Origin of the sequence: Lactobacillus sp. W8174, from assembly GCF_016100975.1 — a bacterium.
Classification (GTDB): Bacteria; Bacillota; Bacilli; order Lactobacillales; family Lactobacillaceae; genus Lactobacillus; species Lactobacillus juensis.
In genome coordinates this window covers 279578-293571 of the sequence record NZ_JACFRN010000001.1, presented here as the reverse complement: position 1 = coordinate 293571, position 13994 = coordinate 279578, and the positions used below count along the sequence as shown (strand labels likewise).

The window sequence follows — 13994 nt, the reverse complement described above, 5'->3', positions numbered from 1 at the left end:
AGAGAATAACAAAAAGGCCTTGAGTCAAGATCAAAGCCCTTTTGATTACCACATGCCGATAACTTTAGTCCAAACCAGACCGCCGACTAACCAGATAATGTTAAGTACAACACCAATTATGGCGCTTAGTTTCCACCAATCTTTATTAGAAACGTAGCCTGTTGAAGAAAGCAAAGCGGCAGGACCTGCCGAATAGCTTGAAGTTGACAAGTATAAAGAACCGTCCAGAGCTAGCATTAACGCTGCCATCATAGGTGGCACTCCAGCACCAATCGCAATCGAGAGAAATCCTGCATATAGAGCAGAAATTTGTGTAGAAACACTTGGGAATAAATAGTGGAGGTAGAAGTAAACCAAGAATAAGATTACCAGTACTAAAACCCAGTTCATACCATGAAGTGCACTACCTAAAGTCTTTGAGAACCAAGGGAAAAAGCCCAAAGTCATTAATTTTTGAGACATCAACATGATAATTGAAAGCCAAGTTAAGATGTTCCAAGCAAAACTCTGACCTAAAATATCCTTAACATTGATGACGCCAAATACCAATAGTAATGCAACTGCAATAAAGCTGACTAAAGTAGCGTCAATGCCAAACTTAGAACCTATTAGCCATAATGCAACTGACAGGACAAAAACCACACCCATAATTTTTTCTGCAGCTGTCATTTTGCCTAATTCTTGTAATTTTTTGTCTGCCCAAGCATGAGCATTAGGTGTTTCTTTGATCTTAGGCGGGTAAATTTTATATAGAATAAAAGGTACTAATATTAATGAAATTATGCCCGGTACGATTGCAGCTACAAACCATTGCATCCAGGAAATAGTAACGTTTTGGGTCTTTGCTATTCCTAATGCCACCATGTTACCGGCTAAACCAGTTAGAAACATTGTGGAAGTAACGATGTTAACTTCGTATTCTGTAAAGACCAGGAATGAACCCATGTCACGCTCAGTTCCTTTTTTAGGATCTGAACCCATTTCTCTTGATAAATTATCAATAATTGGGTACATAATACCGTTAACACGAGCGTTGTTACTTGGGATGCCGATTGCCAAAACAGTTTCCACTAACGATAAGGCATAAGCCAAACCTAAAGTTCTCTTGCCAAAAGTTTTGACAAAGAAGTAGGCAATTCTTTTACCAAGACCTGATTTAATAAAGCCGGCCGCCATAAACATACACATAGCGACCATCCATGCCGTGGAATTACCAAAACCGGCAGTGACTTCTTCCATCTTAAAAATACCGGTTAATGTAGCAATCACTACCGCTATTATAGTAGTTGCCATCATTGGTAATGGTTTAGTTACACAGGCAATTATAGTTGCAATAAATATGGCGAAAAGATGCCAAGCTTGAACGTTAATTGCCGCTGGTTTTAATGGAGTTAACAGCCATAAGCCAATGCCAATAGCTAGTGGCAAAACCCACTTTTTCCATTGTATTTTATCTAACATTTCTTTATTCTCCTTTAGAGCTATTTTGTGCTTTCTTAATCGCCACATTCACGGCTTCCTTTAAAGCATTAGTTGTGGTAGAAGCTCCTGAAACTGCATCAACATCCGTAGAATTATTGCTTACCATTTCTTGGGGTATACGGTCAATGGCTACAGCTCCAATTCCTTCCGTTTCATGATTTTCCAGTACTTCGATTTTTTTGATTTTATTATCAAAATAAGTAACACGAACCAAAATCCTGCCGCCAATACCTGCTTCAGAAGATCCTAAAAACTGATTTTGTCCCAACTCAATTTGATCGTCCTTTTCACCATCCAAAAGATCATTAATTCGCGGCAACTTCCCCGTTAAATTAATCGAATACTCAATTGACTCTAACTTGGCAGCATTTTCTCCAGCAATTTTGCCAAAAATCAAGCATTCAGCTAAGTTGCCACCGCCCTGATAACGATTGACGCACATTCCGCCAAGCTCACCAGCTGTGTAGAGACGTTTGATTGATTGATTGTTGACATCAAGTACACGGGCAAACTCATCATGTTCTGGTCCACCCTGGGTATTAAGCACTGCAGGAGCCAATTTAACTGCATGGACGTCATCTTTTAAATCGAAACTAGTCATTGACTCAGGTGCACGACCAAATTCCAAATCCTTGCCGTTAGTGGCAAACTCGTTAAATTGCAAAACAGTATTTTCCAGATTTGCGGCTGGTACATTCATCTTTTGGGCTAATTCAGTCAGTGAACCGGCACTAACAACCTTGTCAAAGAACTTACCGTACTTGAGCTTTCCTTGCTTTTGTTCTAAGACAAACTTTTGATATTGCTGATTATCAAAGACTAGCCATGCATTGTCGTAAGCGTGAGGCAATAAATAGTCCCCGTGTTCAGCTATATGACCATGTCTGAATTTAGCGTCTTCGCGCATAAAGCGGGTGCCGTCGTCTGCCACCGCAAAAATTGCACCTGATTTGACATTTTGCCAGCCGCTAACCTGCCGACCACGCTCATTTTCACCTTCAGCAATTACATAGCTGGGAACGATGCCCAATGATTCATAATTGCTCATGTGCCACATTTTTGCTCCAACTTCACTAGTCATTTTAATCCCATCACCCTTATTATAGAGAGTACCCAGCGGGGTTAATTTAGTGACGTGCAGGTAATCCTGCTGCATCTGTTTATTATTTTCAAAGCCACCTGTAGCAACAATTACTCCTTTGCGAGCATGAATATAATATTGTTTCTTGTTACGATTAATAGTTACTCCAGCTATTTCACCAGTTGCCTCGTCCTGCAATAAATGCTCTGCTTTAGAATTAAGCCAGACATCAATGTTGGCAGCATTTTTGACGACTTGAGCACGAATTACTTTCCATAGTTCAGCATCAAAGTCTTGGTTATGAACCAGGGCAAAATCAAAGGTTTCAGAGCCGCGATATTCAGGATACTCACATAAATTCTTTTTCTTTGCTAAATGGTCACCCGGTTGATTATCACGTGACCAGATAAAAGGATCAATACCAAAATACTTTTTAAAGTATTGCGGCATATTAACAAAGCCATCAAGATAAGCAGCCATTGTTTTCTGATCAAAATTATATGGCGCTGCCAGCTGCTCATAATATTCAGCAATCTTCTTTCTATCATGTGCCATAGCAACATGCTGTGCTGAATAACGGGTGTTACCACCCTCATGACCATAAGGAGCAGCGTCAACTAATAAGACTTGAGCACCATTTTCTGCCGCAAAACGAGCTGCCGTGCCTCCGGCTCCACCGAAACCTAAAACGACTACATCATACACACCATTCCACTTAGTTTTTTCGTTGATTTTCATTTTTGCACTTCTTTACTGCTTTTCAGCGTTCTCAATTGCTTGGTTGACCGCTTCTTTAAAAGCAGCACTAGTTGTACTTGCGCCACTGACCGCATCAACCTCTGTAGTTTGCTTTTCAATCATTTCATTAGTTAGAACGGGAATTGCTTTGCCTCCCAAATAAGGAGTTTCCTTTTCTTGCAGTGTTTCAATTTGAGAAATCTTATCACCTGACATCGTGACGCGTACTACAATTGGAACATCATTAATGCCATTTTCACTAATTCCGATTCCCTGATTGGGTCCAGCTTCAAAATCAGTTGAAGAAGCATGAGCGTCAGATTTTAGATCAGGGTTTTCTGAAGCACCTGTAACTACATCAACTTCAGCCATTTTTCTTTTTGGCCATGCAGCATTTTCTCCCGCAATTTTGCCAGAAATTAACAAATCAGCAATACTGTTTGCACCAACATATTTGGTAGCAAAAATATCTCCTAATTCACCAGCTTCATATAAATGAGGAATAACATTATTCTCCATGTCCAAAACTTCGCAATTTTCATTACGACGAGCGCCACCATGCGTGTGCAGAATGTTGTGGCGAATTGGGATAGCATAATATGGTCCTGCGCCAAAAGCACGCATTGTTTCAATTTTGCGATTTAAAAACATATCGCGCTTTTTTTCATTAACTAAAAAGTTAAAATCACTGACAGCTTCAGCCAATTTTGGTGCGGCAATCTTGTCAGCTAATTCGGCAATAGTTTCAGCTTTTATGGCATAGGTGATCAGGCTCTTAATTTGTTCAGCCTTATCTGAATCGTCATTAGCTAGTTGCTCAAATTGCCTTTGATCCATGATGATATGTGGATGATTTTGATTAGGCTGCATAATCCAGTTGCCGTGGTTATATTTGTATCCATGACGGTCCTCTTCGTCTTCACGGTAATACCGGGTGCCATCATCGCCAGCAACGAAAATACTGCCATTAAACAAGCTCTTCCAGTTGATCATGTAAGCAAATTTTTCTCTTGGCTGACCTTCTCTTAAAGAAAAACCATGTGAATCATAGTTGGACATATGCCACAGTCTAGCGCCAGCTTCAACTGCTAAATCAATTCCTTTACCTTGATTATATAAAGTACCAATTGGAGCTAAAGAACCTTGACCTAAAAATGTTTGAACCATATCTTGGTTATTTTCAAAGCCACCACATGATAGAACTACACCGTTTCTGGCAGCCACATTTCTATTTATACCTTGATGTTTAATTTGCACACCTAAAATGGTTTTAGTGTTGGGGTCCTGAATTAAATGTTGTGCAGGACTTTCAAACCAAACATCAATTTTGTCTAAACGCTCGTAAACTTTTTTACGTAATAATTTCCAGAATCCGCCATTATACATACCAGCAGTCATGCTTTGTGAGCGCATAGTTTCTGCATGCTTGTATTCCGGATATTCTCCTTGAGGTCTTCTGCCGGTGTATTGTGCTTCAATGCCAAAATATTTTTGAGAGTACTCCTTCATCTTCAAAACATTATTGACAAAAGCGTCTAAATCTTTTGGATCATACTTAAAGGGATAATAAGTTTGCTTATAATATTCACGCAGATCAGCAAAATTATCGCTCCAAGCAAAAGCACCACCAGCATACCTGGTATTGCCACCTTCATGACCTTCAGGGGCTGAGTCAATGAGCAGAACGTGCGCATTATTATCTGCTGCGAATCTTGCTGCACCGGCTCCAGCTCCGCCGAATCCGACTACAATTACGTCGTAAACGGCGTCCCATTTGAGAGTTGAATCGTAGATCAAATTTTTCACCATCACTTTCTTATAAACTATTCTTAACGTAAATATATCTTGACCATCTTTTTAAGTCTAATTAAATTTTTTAAAAAAATATTTTATTTTCATAATACAAAATGCTATTACAGCAACTTGTTATTGTACATTAAAGCTAAATTTAATATAATTTAATTAGATATATTTATAAATTTTATTTATTTAGGAAGTACTCATGAATGAAAAAGACTTATTATATTTTTGTAAATTAGTCGAAACTGGTAACTATACCACCACAGCCGCATTTTTTGATGTTACCCAGCCCACAATTTCCATGGCAGTGAAGCGGCTGGCAGATAAGTTCGATGATCCACTAATATTGCAAAAAAATCGTAAAAGTAAAATAACTTTGACCGATGCCGGCGACTTACTCTATAAAAGAGCAAAAATACTGTTGCAGGATATCGCCAGCATCAATTATGATGTGATGCATGCTAGTGACAAAAAAATTCGGCTTGCCTTTTCTGGGGAAGCCGGTAGCCTTTACATCGCCGATATTATTCAAAAATTTTATCAAGCAAATATTGCCAATCTAATTGATTCGAGAATTGAAAGATCGGCTAACGCGTTTTCCGACTTAACTAACGGTACCGTCGATGTAGCAATATATTCGTGGATGGTTCCTATCAATGACCCCGAATATTTTATTCATAACTTGCAAAGAACCGAACTAGTCATTATTACCAGTACGAGCGACAAGTGGCGGGATGTCCATCAAATTAGTGCTTCCGACTTGCGCAACCGCAAGTTTGTCGCTCGCAAAAGAGGCTATTTAACCAGAGAATGTTTGGAACAGGAAGCGAAGTTAGGTGATTTTACGCCACAGATTTCATACACTGCTACTACAATGAGAATGATGATAGAATTAGTTAAACGCAATGTGGGCATTGCTCTTGCTATGGAAAGTAGTTTAAAAGAGGTTTCTGATATTCACGTCATTCGGTTAAAACCGGGTCAAAAATTGTGGGCATACATGCAGATAGCAATGAGAAAAAGCTTTATACCTAACAAGTATCAGCGCAAAGGGATTGAAATTCTGCGACATTTTAAACCAGATGAATATCAATAATTTGGGCATAAAAAAAGACTTACGTCCTTTTAACGTAAGCCTTTTTAACTAAGCAATCACATTGAATAATAATGCCGCAATTACTCCACCTAAAAGTGGCCCAAAGACTGGCACCCAACTATAAGCCCAATCTGAACCGCCTTTATTGGCAATTGGCATAAATTGGTGAGCAAGTCTTGGTCCTAAATCACGAGCTGGATTAATAGCGATACCAGTTGGTCCTCCCAAGGACAAACAAATCGCTGTGATCAAAAATCCTGCCAGTAATGGATTGAGACCCGCTGCCAATTTAGTATTAGTTAGTCCGAGCAAGCCGAAAACCAAAACAAAAGTAGCAATCATTTCTGTAAAGAAATTCCACATATAGTTTCTAATTGCTGGTGTAGTTGCAAAAGAACCTAGAATGCCCTCTTGATCAGTTGTTTCTTCCCAGTGAGGAAAATAAGTTAACCAAACTAAGATACCGCCGATAAAGCCACCGGCTGTCTGTGCCAGCATATATGGCAAAACTGAAGACCAAGGCAATTTATTTGCAATAGCCATTCCTAATGAAACCGCTGGATTAAAGTGTCCCGGACAAAGCCAACTAACACAAAATACACCGAAAGTTACAGCGAAACCCCAACCAAAAGAAATAACGATCCAGCCGCTGCCTTTTGCTTTTGACTTGTTCAAATTGACACCAGCACAAACGCCATCTCCAAGCAATACTAAGATGATAGTTCCGATGAACTCTCCCACTAATTGCATTGATAAGCTATTATTCATTTTTTAAAATCTCCTACTTCGATTATTAGGTTAAATAAACCTAAAATAATGTTTAGTAGCAAATTACTCCCAAACAAAATATATTATAAAATCTTGCTTGTGTAAACCCTTTCTTTAAATAAAATGGTGAATGCATCCTTTTTTGATAATTGTTATTTAATATTCCTGCTTTTAGCATATTTGTATTCTGCTTCTTAAAAATTGCCACTATATTTTTGCATCTGTTATTTTTATTAAAAAAGTAAGCTATGAAATTTTGATATGACCCAAAAATTAGGACAAAGCCGAATATTATATTGTTTTAAACCTATTTTTTTATTTTTAAGCACTCAAGCTGTTTTTCTATTTCAGATAAATTAACTCCGGCTTCAATCAGAGTGGCTGCTGTATATGCCCCTTCGATGAAGGCAACATCATATAAGTGAATTTTTTTGGAAGTCATTTCAGTAGCCAATTCAATATTCATTTTGGCACTGCCTAAATCATAAAAAGCCAAAATTTCATCAGCTTTATTGTCAGAAAAAGCCTGCAAAACCTTGTCCATGCTAGTCCCTATATCTTCTTCATTTGTTCCGCCAGCAGTTGTAATTGATACATCTTTTGCAACTTGATCTAAAAGTTTAGTCAATCCAGTAGGTATTTCAGGAACATGTGATACTAACGTAATGCCTAAACTCATAGTATACCTTTAGTTTCTAGTAAAGCTTCAAAGAGATAGCCACTAGATTGCGAGCCGGGATCAACATGACCTTTTGATCTCTCTCCTAAATATGAAGCACGACCCTTTTTAGCAATCAAATCTTTAGTTGCAGTTACAGCAGAATCAATTTTTTCTTGAGTTAAATTATGCGCTTTTACTTCAGGTACGAGTACTGACCAAACATCAACCATCGTTTTGTCTCCTGGTTCAGCACCGCCACGTTTTTTAATACCAGCTAAAGCAGCGTCCAGTAATTCACCAATGTCATCACTAGTAGCGCTTTTCTTGGCCATTTCTAAAAAAGCGGTGCCATACAGCGGGCCTGAAGCTCCACCAACCGTCGAAATTAGAGTCATGGCAATTTGCTTGAATACGTCAGTGATAGTTTCAGGTTTAGTGGAAAGTTTTTGACTAACCGCGATCATCCCGCGACTCATGTTAAAGCCATGGTCACCATCACCGATGGCTGTATCAAGGTCACTTAAATATTGCTTATTTTGTTCGATTTTGGCAGAAAAATTATTCATCCAGTCAATTAAATTGTTTACAGTCAATCCCATATTATTCTTCCCTTCTTTTACCAAGCAATGGTTTCAACGGGCTGATTAAGGTACTTGAGCCATTTTTCATCAGCTATTTCAAAAAATGTGAGCGAAATACCGGCCATATCCAATGATGTCATGTAATTACCAACTTTCATGAAAGCTGGTTTAACATCAAACTCCGCCAATTTATCAAGCAAGTCATTGCTAAAAATGTATTGTTCCATTAATGGAGTTGCACCCATGCCATTAACCAATACCGCATATTTCTTGTTGTGATCCAAATGCATTTCATCATTTAATTTACCTACCAATTCAGAAACCAAGTCTTTAGCAGGCTTAATTTTTTCACGGCGGTAGCCAGGCTCTGAGTGAATGCCTACGCCATATTCAATTTCATCATCTTTTAAAACAAAACCAGGTTTGCCTGTTTCAGGATTGGTAGCAGCTGATAAGGCTACCGCAATTGTTTTAATATTAGGCAAAACTTTTTTAGCTGCTGCAGCAATTTCGTCTAAACTTGCACCATTTTGAGCCATGGCGCCAAGTATCTTATGCATAAACAAAGTACCGGCTACACCACGTCTACCTTGCGTAAAAGTACTGTTTTCAACAGCTATATCATCGTCAACCACAATTGATTTAACTTTGATGTTGTCCATATCAGCCATATCTTTTGCCATATCAAAGTTCATGACGTCTCCAGAATAATTTTTAATTACTAAAAAGACACCTTGACCTTGGTCAACTGCTTTGATTGCTGCGTATATTTGATCCGGCGTTGGGGATGTAAACACTTCTCCACAAACAGCTGCACTTAACATCCCTTTACCCACAAAACCAGCATGAGTAGGTTCGTGACCAGAACCTCCACCACTGACAATACCTACCTTACCAGTCATAGATTCTTTATCTGCTCTCATCACAGCCTCAGCATCTTCTATTTTTGTTATAAATTGTGGATAAGATCTCACCATACCTTTAACCATTTCTGGTACAACATTAGCAGGATCATTAATAATTTTTTTCATGTAATTAGCTCCTTCAGTAAATAAATGTAACGCTTACATAACTATTATACCAAGTAACCTTTATTTAAACCATTTGTGGTGCAATAAATTGAATATTTTGTTCAAAATAAAAAACTTTAGCTAGCATCATTAAAATACAGCTGATAGCTAAAGTCTTTGGTTCTTATACTAAAAATCTTATCTTCTTACTACTTTATATCTATTTGATCTATCATCGTCTGGTTCTTCAGCAGCATGACCGCAGGCAACAATAACACAGGTTTCAAAATTCTGCGGAAGACCTAACTTTTCTTCCAAGTTTTTAGCAGAATTGAGTACACTAGCCGCATTCATTAGATAAACCGAACCCAGGTTGAGTTCTGCCGCCTCTACCATTATGTTTTCTGCAGCAACAGAAGCGTCTCTTTCACCAAACTCATTATTCTTTTTGACATTGATGACAAATAATAAAGGAGCATTATAGCAAGCGTTACTTGTAACTTGTTCTATTTCTGCTAATAATTCTTCACTCTCAACCACGGTCATCTGCATCACGTCAGTTTGGTGCATGCCACAAGGAGATGCTTGAAAAGCGTTGATCAACTTAGCAATATCATCTTGAGCAACTTTTTCAGTCGTATATTTTCTGATAGCTACTCTTTTTAAAACAGGATCAGTCATTTATGTGCCCCCTATGAAAAACAAAACCCAAATTATTTAATGACAGCTTTACCAGTCTTATGAACTAAATCAGACCATTTTAAAAACTGTGTTTCAGATATTCCTACTAACTTTTTACCTTTAATCTTCTTAGTACTATATACAAAAACTGTTGTACCTTTTTTAACGTATGAATATTTATTTCCTTTTACCAGAAGCTTGCCTTTGCTATCGTAAACTTTAGCATTGCGTTTTACTTTATAGCTGGCAACTTTAAAAAGCTTTACATTACCTGGCTTTACGTATTCTTTCTTCTTAGTTTTCTTGCCATTTAATGATATTTGCAGATAACTCTTATTTTTAACTGTAGTAAAACCGATAACCGAAAGAATTGTTCCTTTTTTCAGTTTTTTGTTTTTAATTCTTTTACCCTTACTGTCATATATATAGGCATTTCTCTTTAATTTGACAGTTTTGCCTAAATATTTTATTGCATTATTTGAATTAGTATTATTTTTCTTGGGCTTCTTTGTCGTATCTGTTATAGAAGGCTTATTTGTACTGTTAGTTGTATTGGATTGTTCATTATTGGTTTTACTTTGATCTGTAGTGTTTGACGTATTCGAATCTCCCTTTGTAGTATTAGAAGTTGTATTATTAGTCTGACTTTGATTAGTTGAATTTGCATCAGTTTCTGCAGCCGAAACTGGCTTAGTGGTACTTAATCCCAAAGTCAAAAATGCAATTCCAGCTAGACTTAACAAAAGTTTTTTCTTCATTTTGACACCTCATTATTGAAAAACTTATTTATATACATTCTACTACTTTGAATAAATAATTTCTTTTACAAAATCGAAACAATTAATTTACGTCTTTGATTTGTGATATATCATTTTCATAACTTATATTATGAGGTACATTACATACTTTTGCTTTATACTAAGAAATAGTGAAAACATAATAATGTTATTAAAGGAAGAAATTCATGAAAAAGTCGCAAAAAGAACCAATTGAAATACTAGTCACTATTGACCAAAACTATATCAAACCACTCGAAGTTATGATGTATTCCCTTAGGCTTAACAATATGACTGAAGAGTTTCATGTCTGGCTAATTTACGATAACATCAACCAGCACGCTCTGAATAAATTAAAAAAATTTGGGCTAAAAATAGGAATTAAAGTATCCACCTTAACTATGAATAAGAATATTAAATTTCCTGATTCATTACTCAACTTGCATGATTATCCGAAAGAAATGTATTTCAGATTACTTTCAAGTAAAATTTTGCCACCTGATTTACATCGTATTATTTATCTTGATCCTGACATATTAGTTATTAATTCAATAGTGCCTTTATGGGAGTTAGACCTTAAAGGAAAAATGTTTGCAGCTTCAGTTCATGAAGGGTTAACAGACATTATGAGTTCAATTAATAATATCAGGCTGGGCACATCAACCGGCTACTTTAACTCTGGAATAATGTTAATGGATTTAGATCAAATGCGTACAAAAATTAAAATTGAAGAAATTACTCAGGCAATTGAAGAGCATCATGATACTTTAATTTTGCCAGATCAAGATATTCTCAATTACTTATATGGCGAAGATATTTTAAAAATTCCAGAAACTCGCTGGAATTACGATGCCAGAGCTTTCTCAGTTTACTTAACAAGGAGCACAGGCGAAATCAATACCGAGTGGGTCATGAAAAACACCTCAATTTTACACTTTTGCGGTAAACCAAAACCGTGGCAAAAGGAGAAACATTCCCGGTTTAAACCACTTTATCTTAATTATTTGCAAATGGTCAACCGCTTGTTAAAACAACAAAAATTAAGCTAACATTTAGCTTTTTACTGTTGAAGGTTGCCCTATCTGTGCTAAAATAATAAAAGTTGCCGAATATCAAGCGACACAATGCTTTAGGTGGATTGGTATAGAAAAAGTTCAAACTATTTAATAGCATTGAATGTGTAATATTTTTTATAGAAAAGAGAAGAATTATGGCTTCAATTAACAAGTCTGAACTTACTAAAGAAGTTTCAGCAAAGACAGATCTTAAACAAAAAGATGCAGAAAAAGTTATCGATGCTTTAATCGAATCAATCAAGGATAACTTGGCTAAAGGCGAAAAAGTACAAATCATAGGTTTTGGCTCTTTTGAAGTACGTAATCGTGCAGCTAGAAAAGGTAGAAACCCACAAACTGGTAAAACTTTAACTATTCCTGCAACTAAAGTACCTGCATTCAAGCCAGGTAAAGCATTGAAGGATGCAGTTAAATAACTCTACATTTAAATACGAAAAAACAACGAGATTCAACTCGTTGTTTTTATTTTGTTTCAAAATTTCTAACGATTTTGATGATTTAATTTGTTGGCGAAAAAATCACCAATAACTTGAACAATAAATATTAAAATAATAACTAAAATTGTCGCAATAAGAGTAACATCATTATTAAACCGATTATATCCGTATGAAATTGCTGTGTTACCTAATCCACCAGCTCCAATTGCACCTGCCATTGCAGTCAAACCAATTAGACTGATAACCGTTACGGTAGAAACACGAGCAAGTTCCGATCTGGCTTCATTTAAATAAACGCTAAATATAATATCCCAGATCGTTGCCCCTAAACTCTGTGCTGCTTCAATTTTCCCGTGATCAACACTTTCTAGTGCTACTTGAACCTGACGTGCATAAAACGGGAAACAGCCCAATGTAAGAGGAACTAAAGCCGCTTGAATGCCAATTTGGGTACCTACAATTTTTTGCGTTACCGGAGCTATAAATGCTAACAAAATTATAAATGGAATAGCTCTAAAAATTGAAACTATTTTATCACAAAGGTTAAACCAAAATTTATTAGGCCTGATGCCGTCACTCTTTGTCAAGACTAAAACTATACCAAAAACCATTCCTAGAATGCCACCAAAAATTCCGGCCCAAAAAGTCATATACAGAGTTTGAATAATGCTGGTGCCCCAGCCTGTGTCTCCTAGCCAACCTAATTGCACAACATTGGGAAAAACTTTGCTAAACCAACTACTCATATAGATCCCCCTTTTCGTTTAAACGAGTGACAGCAACTTCTGCTTTTCTTAAATAAGCAACTGTTTCCTGCTGTTTTGTCTTGTCTCCTTTGACTTGAACAAGTAAAGTGCCAATTGGCTCATCATCAAGCAATTCAACATTGCCGTATAACATGCTGGCTTCAACCCCTACTTCACGATACAAATCAACAACAATTGTTTTAGTGACATTAGCCATACTATAAACAAGTTGATATATGGCTTCATTATCATTGTCTAGTTTATCAATATTAAGAGACTTCAAAGTGTTGATTACTTCCAAAGAGCCACCCACGAAACTTTTGGTCAAATCATTTTTAGGATGTAGCACAACATCCCTTAAACTGCCTTTTTCAACAATTTGCCCAGACTGCATTAATGCGACTTTATTACAAACTTTCTTAATAGCTGCCATTTCGTGAGTTATCAAGACAATAGTTAAATTAAGATCTTGTTGGAGCTTTTTGAGCAGTGTCAGAATCTGGAGAGTATTTTGGGGATCAAGAGCACTGGTAGCCTCATCAGAGATTAGAATGTCTGGTTCATTCGCTAAAGCTCTGGCAATCGCAACTCTTTGTTGCTGGCCACCTGAAAGCTGTACCGGATAAAAATTTGCTTTGTCTCTTAAATCTACTAAGTCTAATAATTTTAATGATTTTTCCTTAATTTCTTTTTCTTTTAATCCAGAATGTTTCAGGGCAAAGGACACGTTGTCAACGACGCTTATTTCATTTAATAAATTGAAATTTTGAAAAATCATGCCAATTTTTCTGCGAGCTAGTTGTAAGTCTTTATTAGCTATTACCTGCTTACCGTCTTTAACAAAATCAGTTCCGTTAACTTTAATATTGCCGGCTGTTGGCTTTTGTAAAAGGTTGACTGTTCTGACTAAAGTAGACTTACCAGCTCCAGAAAAGCCCACGACTCCGTATATATCACCTTTTTCTACAGTTAAACTAACATCATGAACTGCTTGTACAATTTTGCCTTTCTTATCAGGAAAATCTACGCTTACGTGTTCTAAATCAATAATACCCATTACA

Annotated in this window: 14 protein-coding genes; 3 read left to right on the top strand and 11 right to left on the bottom strand. The window is 36.8% G+C overall.

The features are described from left to right. Positions 1-45 precede the first annotated feature (45 nt). Genes H3U49_RS01550 through H3U49_RS01540 form a run of 3 tightly spaced genes read right to left on the bottom strand, consistent with a single transcriptional unit; the run spans position 46 to position 5098 of the window. The gene (locus tag H3U49_RS01550; RefSeq protein WP_198179129.1) at positions 46-1461 is read right to left on the bottom strand and encodes a DASS family sodium-coupled anion symporter; all 1416 of its coding nucleotides are present in this window, start codon (positions 1459-1461) and stop codon (positions 46-48) included. A 4-nt stretch (positions 1462-1465) separates the two neighbouring features. Next, on the bottom strand, positions 1466-3301 hold the full coding sequence (locus tag H3U49_RS01545) for an FAD-binding protein (RefSeq protein ID WP_198179127.1): 1836 nt from the start codon (positions 3299-3301) through the stop codon (positions 1466-1468). 12 nt (positions 3302-3313) lie between these two features. Beyond that, positions 3314-5098 (bottom strand): FAD-binding protein, encoded by a 1785-nt coding sequence (locus H3U49_RS01540; RefSeq protein ID WP_198179574.1) that lies wholly within the window; start codon positions 5096-5098, stop codon positions 3314-3316. A 205-nt stretch (positions 5099-5303) separates the two neighbouring features. On the opposite strand from H3U49_RS01540, the gene H3U49_RS01535 reads away from it, so the two are divergent. Further along, entirely contained in the window at positions 5304-6197 is an 894-nt protein-coding gene (locus H3U49_RS01535; RefSeq protein WP_198179125.1) for a LysR family transcriptional regulator, read from the top strand. A 48-nt stretch (positions 6198-6245) separates the two neighbouring features. On the opposite strand, the gene H3U49_RS01530 is transcribed toward H3U49_RS01535, so the two are convergent. The 6 genes from H3U49_RS01530 to H3U49_RS01505 form a co-directional block, all read right to left on the bottom strand. Further along, the gene (locus H3U49_RS01530; protein WP_198179123.1) at positions 6246-6965 is read right to left on the bottom strand and encodes an MIP/aquaporin family protein; all 720 of its coding nucleotides are present in this window, start codon (positions 6963-6965) and stop codon (positions 6246-6248) included. A 307-nt stretch (positions 6966-7272) separates the two neighbouring features. Then, entirely contained in the window at positions 7273-7644 is a 372-nt protein-coding gene (dhaM, locus tag H3U49_RS01525) for a dihydroxyacetone kinase phosphoryl donor subunit DhaM (protein WP_198179121.1), read from the bottom strand. After that, positions 7641-8225, bottom strand: coding sequence for a dihydroxyacetone kinase subunit DhaL (dhaL, locus tag H3U49_RS01520; protein ID WP_198179120.1), 585 nt, complete (start codon positions 8223-8225; stop codon positions 7641-7643). Before dhaL ends, dhaM begins: the two co-directional genes overlap by 4 nt. A gap of 17 nt (positions 8226-8242) precedes the next feature. Continuing rightward, a complete protein-coding gene (gene dhaK, locus H3U49_RS01515) occupies positions 8243-9238 on the bottom strand; it encodes a dihydroxyacetone kinase subunit DhaK (RefSeq protein WP_198179119.1) in 996 nt (331 codons plus the stop codon). A gap of 177 nt (positions 9239-9415) precedes the next feature. Beyond that, positions 9416-9898, bottom strand: coding sequence for a nitroreductase family protein (locus H3U49_RS01510; RefSeq protein ID WP_198179118.1), 483 nt, complete (start codon positions 9896-9898; stop codon positions 9416-9418). Positions 9899-9930: 32 nt separating this feature from the next. Next, positions 9931-10656 (bottom strand): SLAP domain-containing protein, encoded by a 726-nt coding sequence (locus H3U49_RS01505; RefSeq protein WP_198179117.1) that lies wholly within the window; start codon positions 10654-10656, stop codon positions 9931-9933. A gap of 206 nt (positions 10657-10862) precedes the next feature. Between H3U49_RS01505 and H3U49_RS01500 the strand changes: the two genes are divergently transcribed. Both H3U49_RS01500 and H3U49_RS01495 read left to right on the top strand, forming a co-directional pair. After that, the gene (locus H3U49_RS01500) at positions 10863-11723 is read left to right on the top strand and encodes a glycosyltransferase family 8 protein (protein WP_198179116.1); all 861 of its coding nucleotides are present in this window, start codon (positions 10863-10865) and stop codon (positions 11721-11723) included. A 161-nt stretch (positions 11724-11884) separates the two neighbouring features. Then, positions 11885-12166 (top strand): HU family DNA-binding protein, encoded by a 282-nt coding sequence (locus H3U49_RS01495; protein ID WP_034979630.1) that lies wholly within the window; start codon positions 11885-11887, stop codon positions 12164-12166. Between the two features lie 65 nt (positions 12167-12231). On the opposite strand, the gene H3U49_RS01490 is transcribed toward H3U49_RS01495, so the two are convergent. Continuing rightward, entirely contained in the window at positions 12232-12933 is a 702-nt protein-coding gene (locus tag H3U49_RS01490) for a methionine ABC transporter permease (RefSeq protein WP_198179115.1), read from the bottom strand. Next, positions 12926-13990, bottom strand: a complete 1065-nt coding sequence (locus H3U49_RS01485; protein WP_198179114.1) for a methionine ABC transporter ATP-binding protein — start codon at positions 13988-13990, stop codon at positions 12926-12928. Before H3U49_RS01485 ends, H3U49_RS01490 begins: the two co-directional genes overlap by 8 nt. Positions 13991-13994 lie beyond the last annotated feature (4 nt).

Excerpts from the sequence above, each read along its gene's own strand:
- dhaM (WP_198179121.1), bottom strand. The coding sequence starts at position 7,644 with ATGAGTTTAGGCATTACGTTAGTATCACATGTTCCTGAAATACCTACT.
- H3U49_RS01545 (WP_198179127.1), bottom strand. The coding sequence starts at position 3,301 with ATGAAAATCAACGAAAAAACTAAGTGGAATGGTGTGTATGATGTAGTC.
- H3U49_RS01500 (WP_198179116.1), top strand. The coding sequence starts at position 10,863 with ATGAAAAAGTCGCAAAAAGAACCAATTGAAATACTAGTCACTATTGAC.
- H3U49_RS01510 (WP_198179118.1), bottom strand. The coding sequence starts at position 9,898 with ATGACTGATCCTGTTTTAAAAAGAGTAGCTATCAGAAAATATACGACT.
- H3U49_RS01530 (WP_198179123.1), bottom strand. The coding sequence starts at position 6,965 with ATGAATAATAGCTTATCAATGCAATTAGTGGGAGAGTTCATCGGAACT.
- H3U49_RS01535 (WP_198179125.1), top strand. The coding sequence starts at position 5,304 with ATGAATGAAAAAGACTTATTATATTTTTGTAAATTAGTCGAAACTGGT.
- H3U49_RS01490 (WP_198179115.1), bottom strand. The coding sequence starts at position 12,933 with ATGAGTAGTTGGTTTAGCAAAGTTTTTCCCAATGTTGTGCAATTAGGT.
- dhaL (WP_198179120.1), bottom strand. The coding sequence starts at position 8,225 with ATGGGATTGACTGTAAACAATTTAATTGACTGGATGAATAATTTTTCT.
- H3U49_RS01485 (WP_198179114.1), bottom strand. The coding sequence starts at position 13,990 with ATGGGTATTATTGATTTAGAACACGTAAGCGTAGATTTTCCTGATAAG.
- H3U49_RS01505 (WP_198179117.1), bottom strand. The coding sequence starts at position 10,656 with ATGAAGAAAAAACTTTTGTTAAGTCTAGCTGGAATTGCATTTTTGACT.
- dhaK (WP_198179119.1), bottom strand. The coding sequence starts at position 9,238 with ATGAAAAAAATTATTAATGATCCTGCTAATGTTGTACCAGAAATGGTT.
- H3U49_RS01550 (WP_198179129.1), bottom strand. The coding sequence starts at position 1,461 with ATGTTAGATAAAATACAATGGAAAAAGTGGGTTTTGCCACTAGCTATT.
- H3U49_RS01495 (WP_034979630.1), top strand. The coding sequence starts at position 11,885 with ATGGCTTCAATTAACAAGTCTGAACTTACTAAAGAAGTTTCAGCAAAG.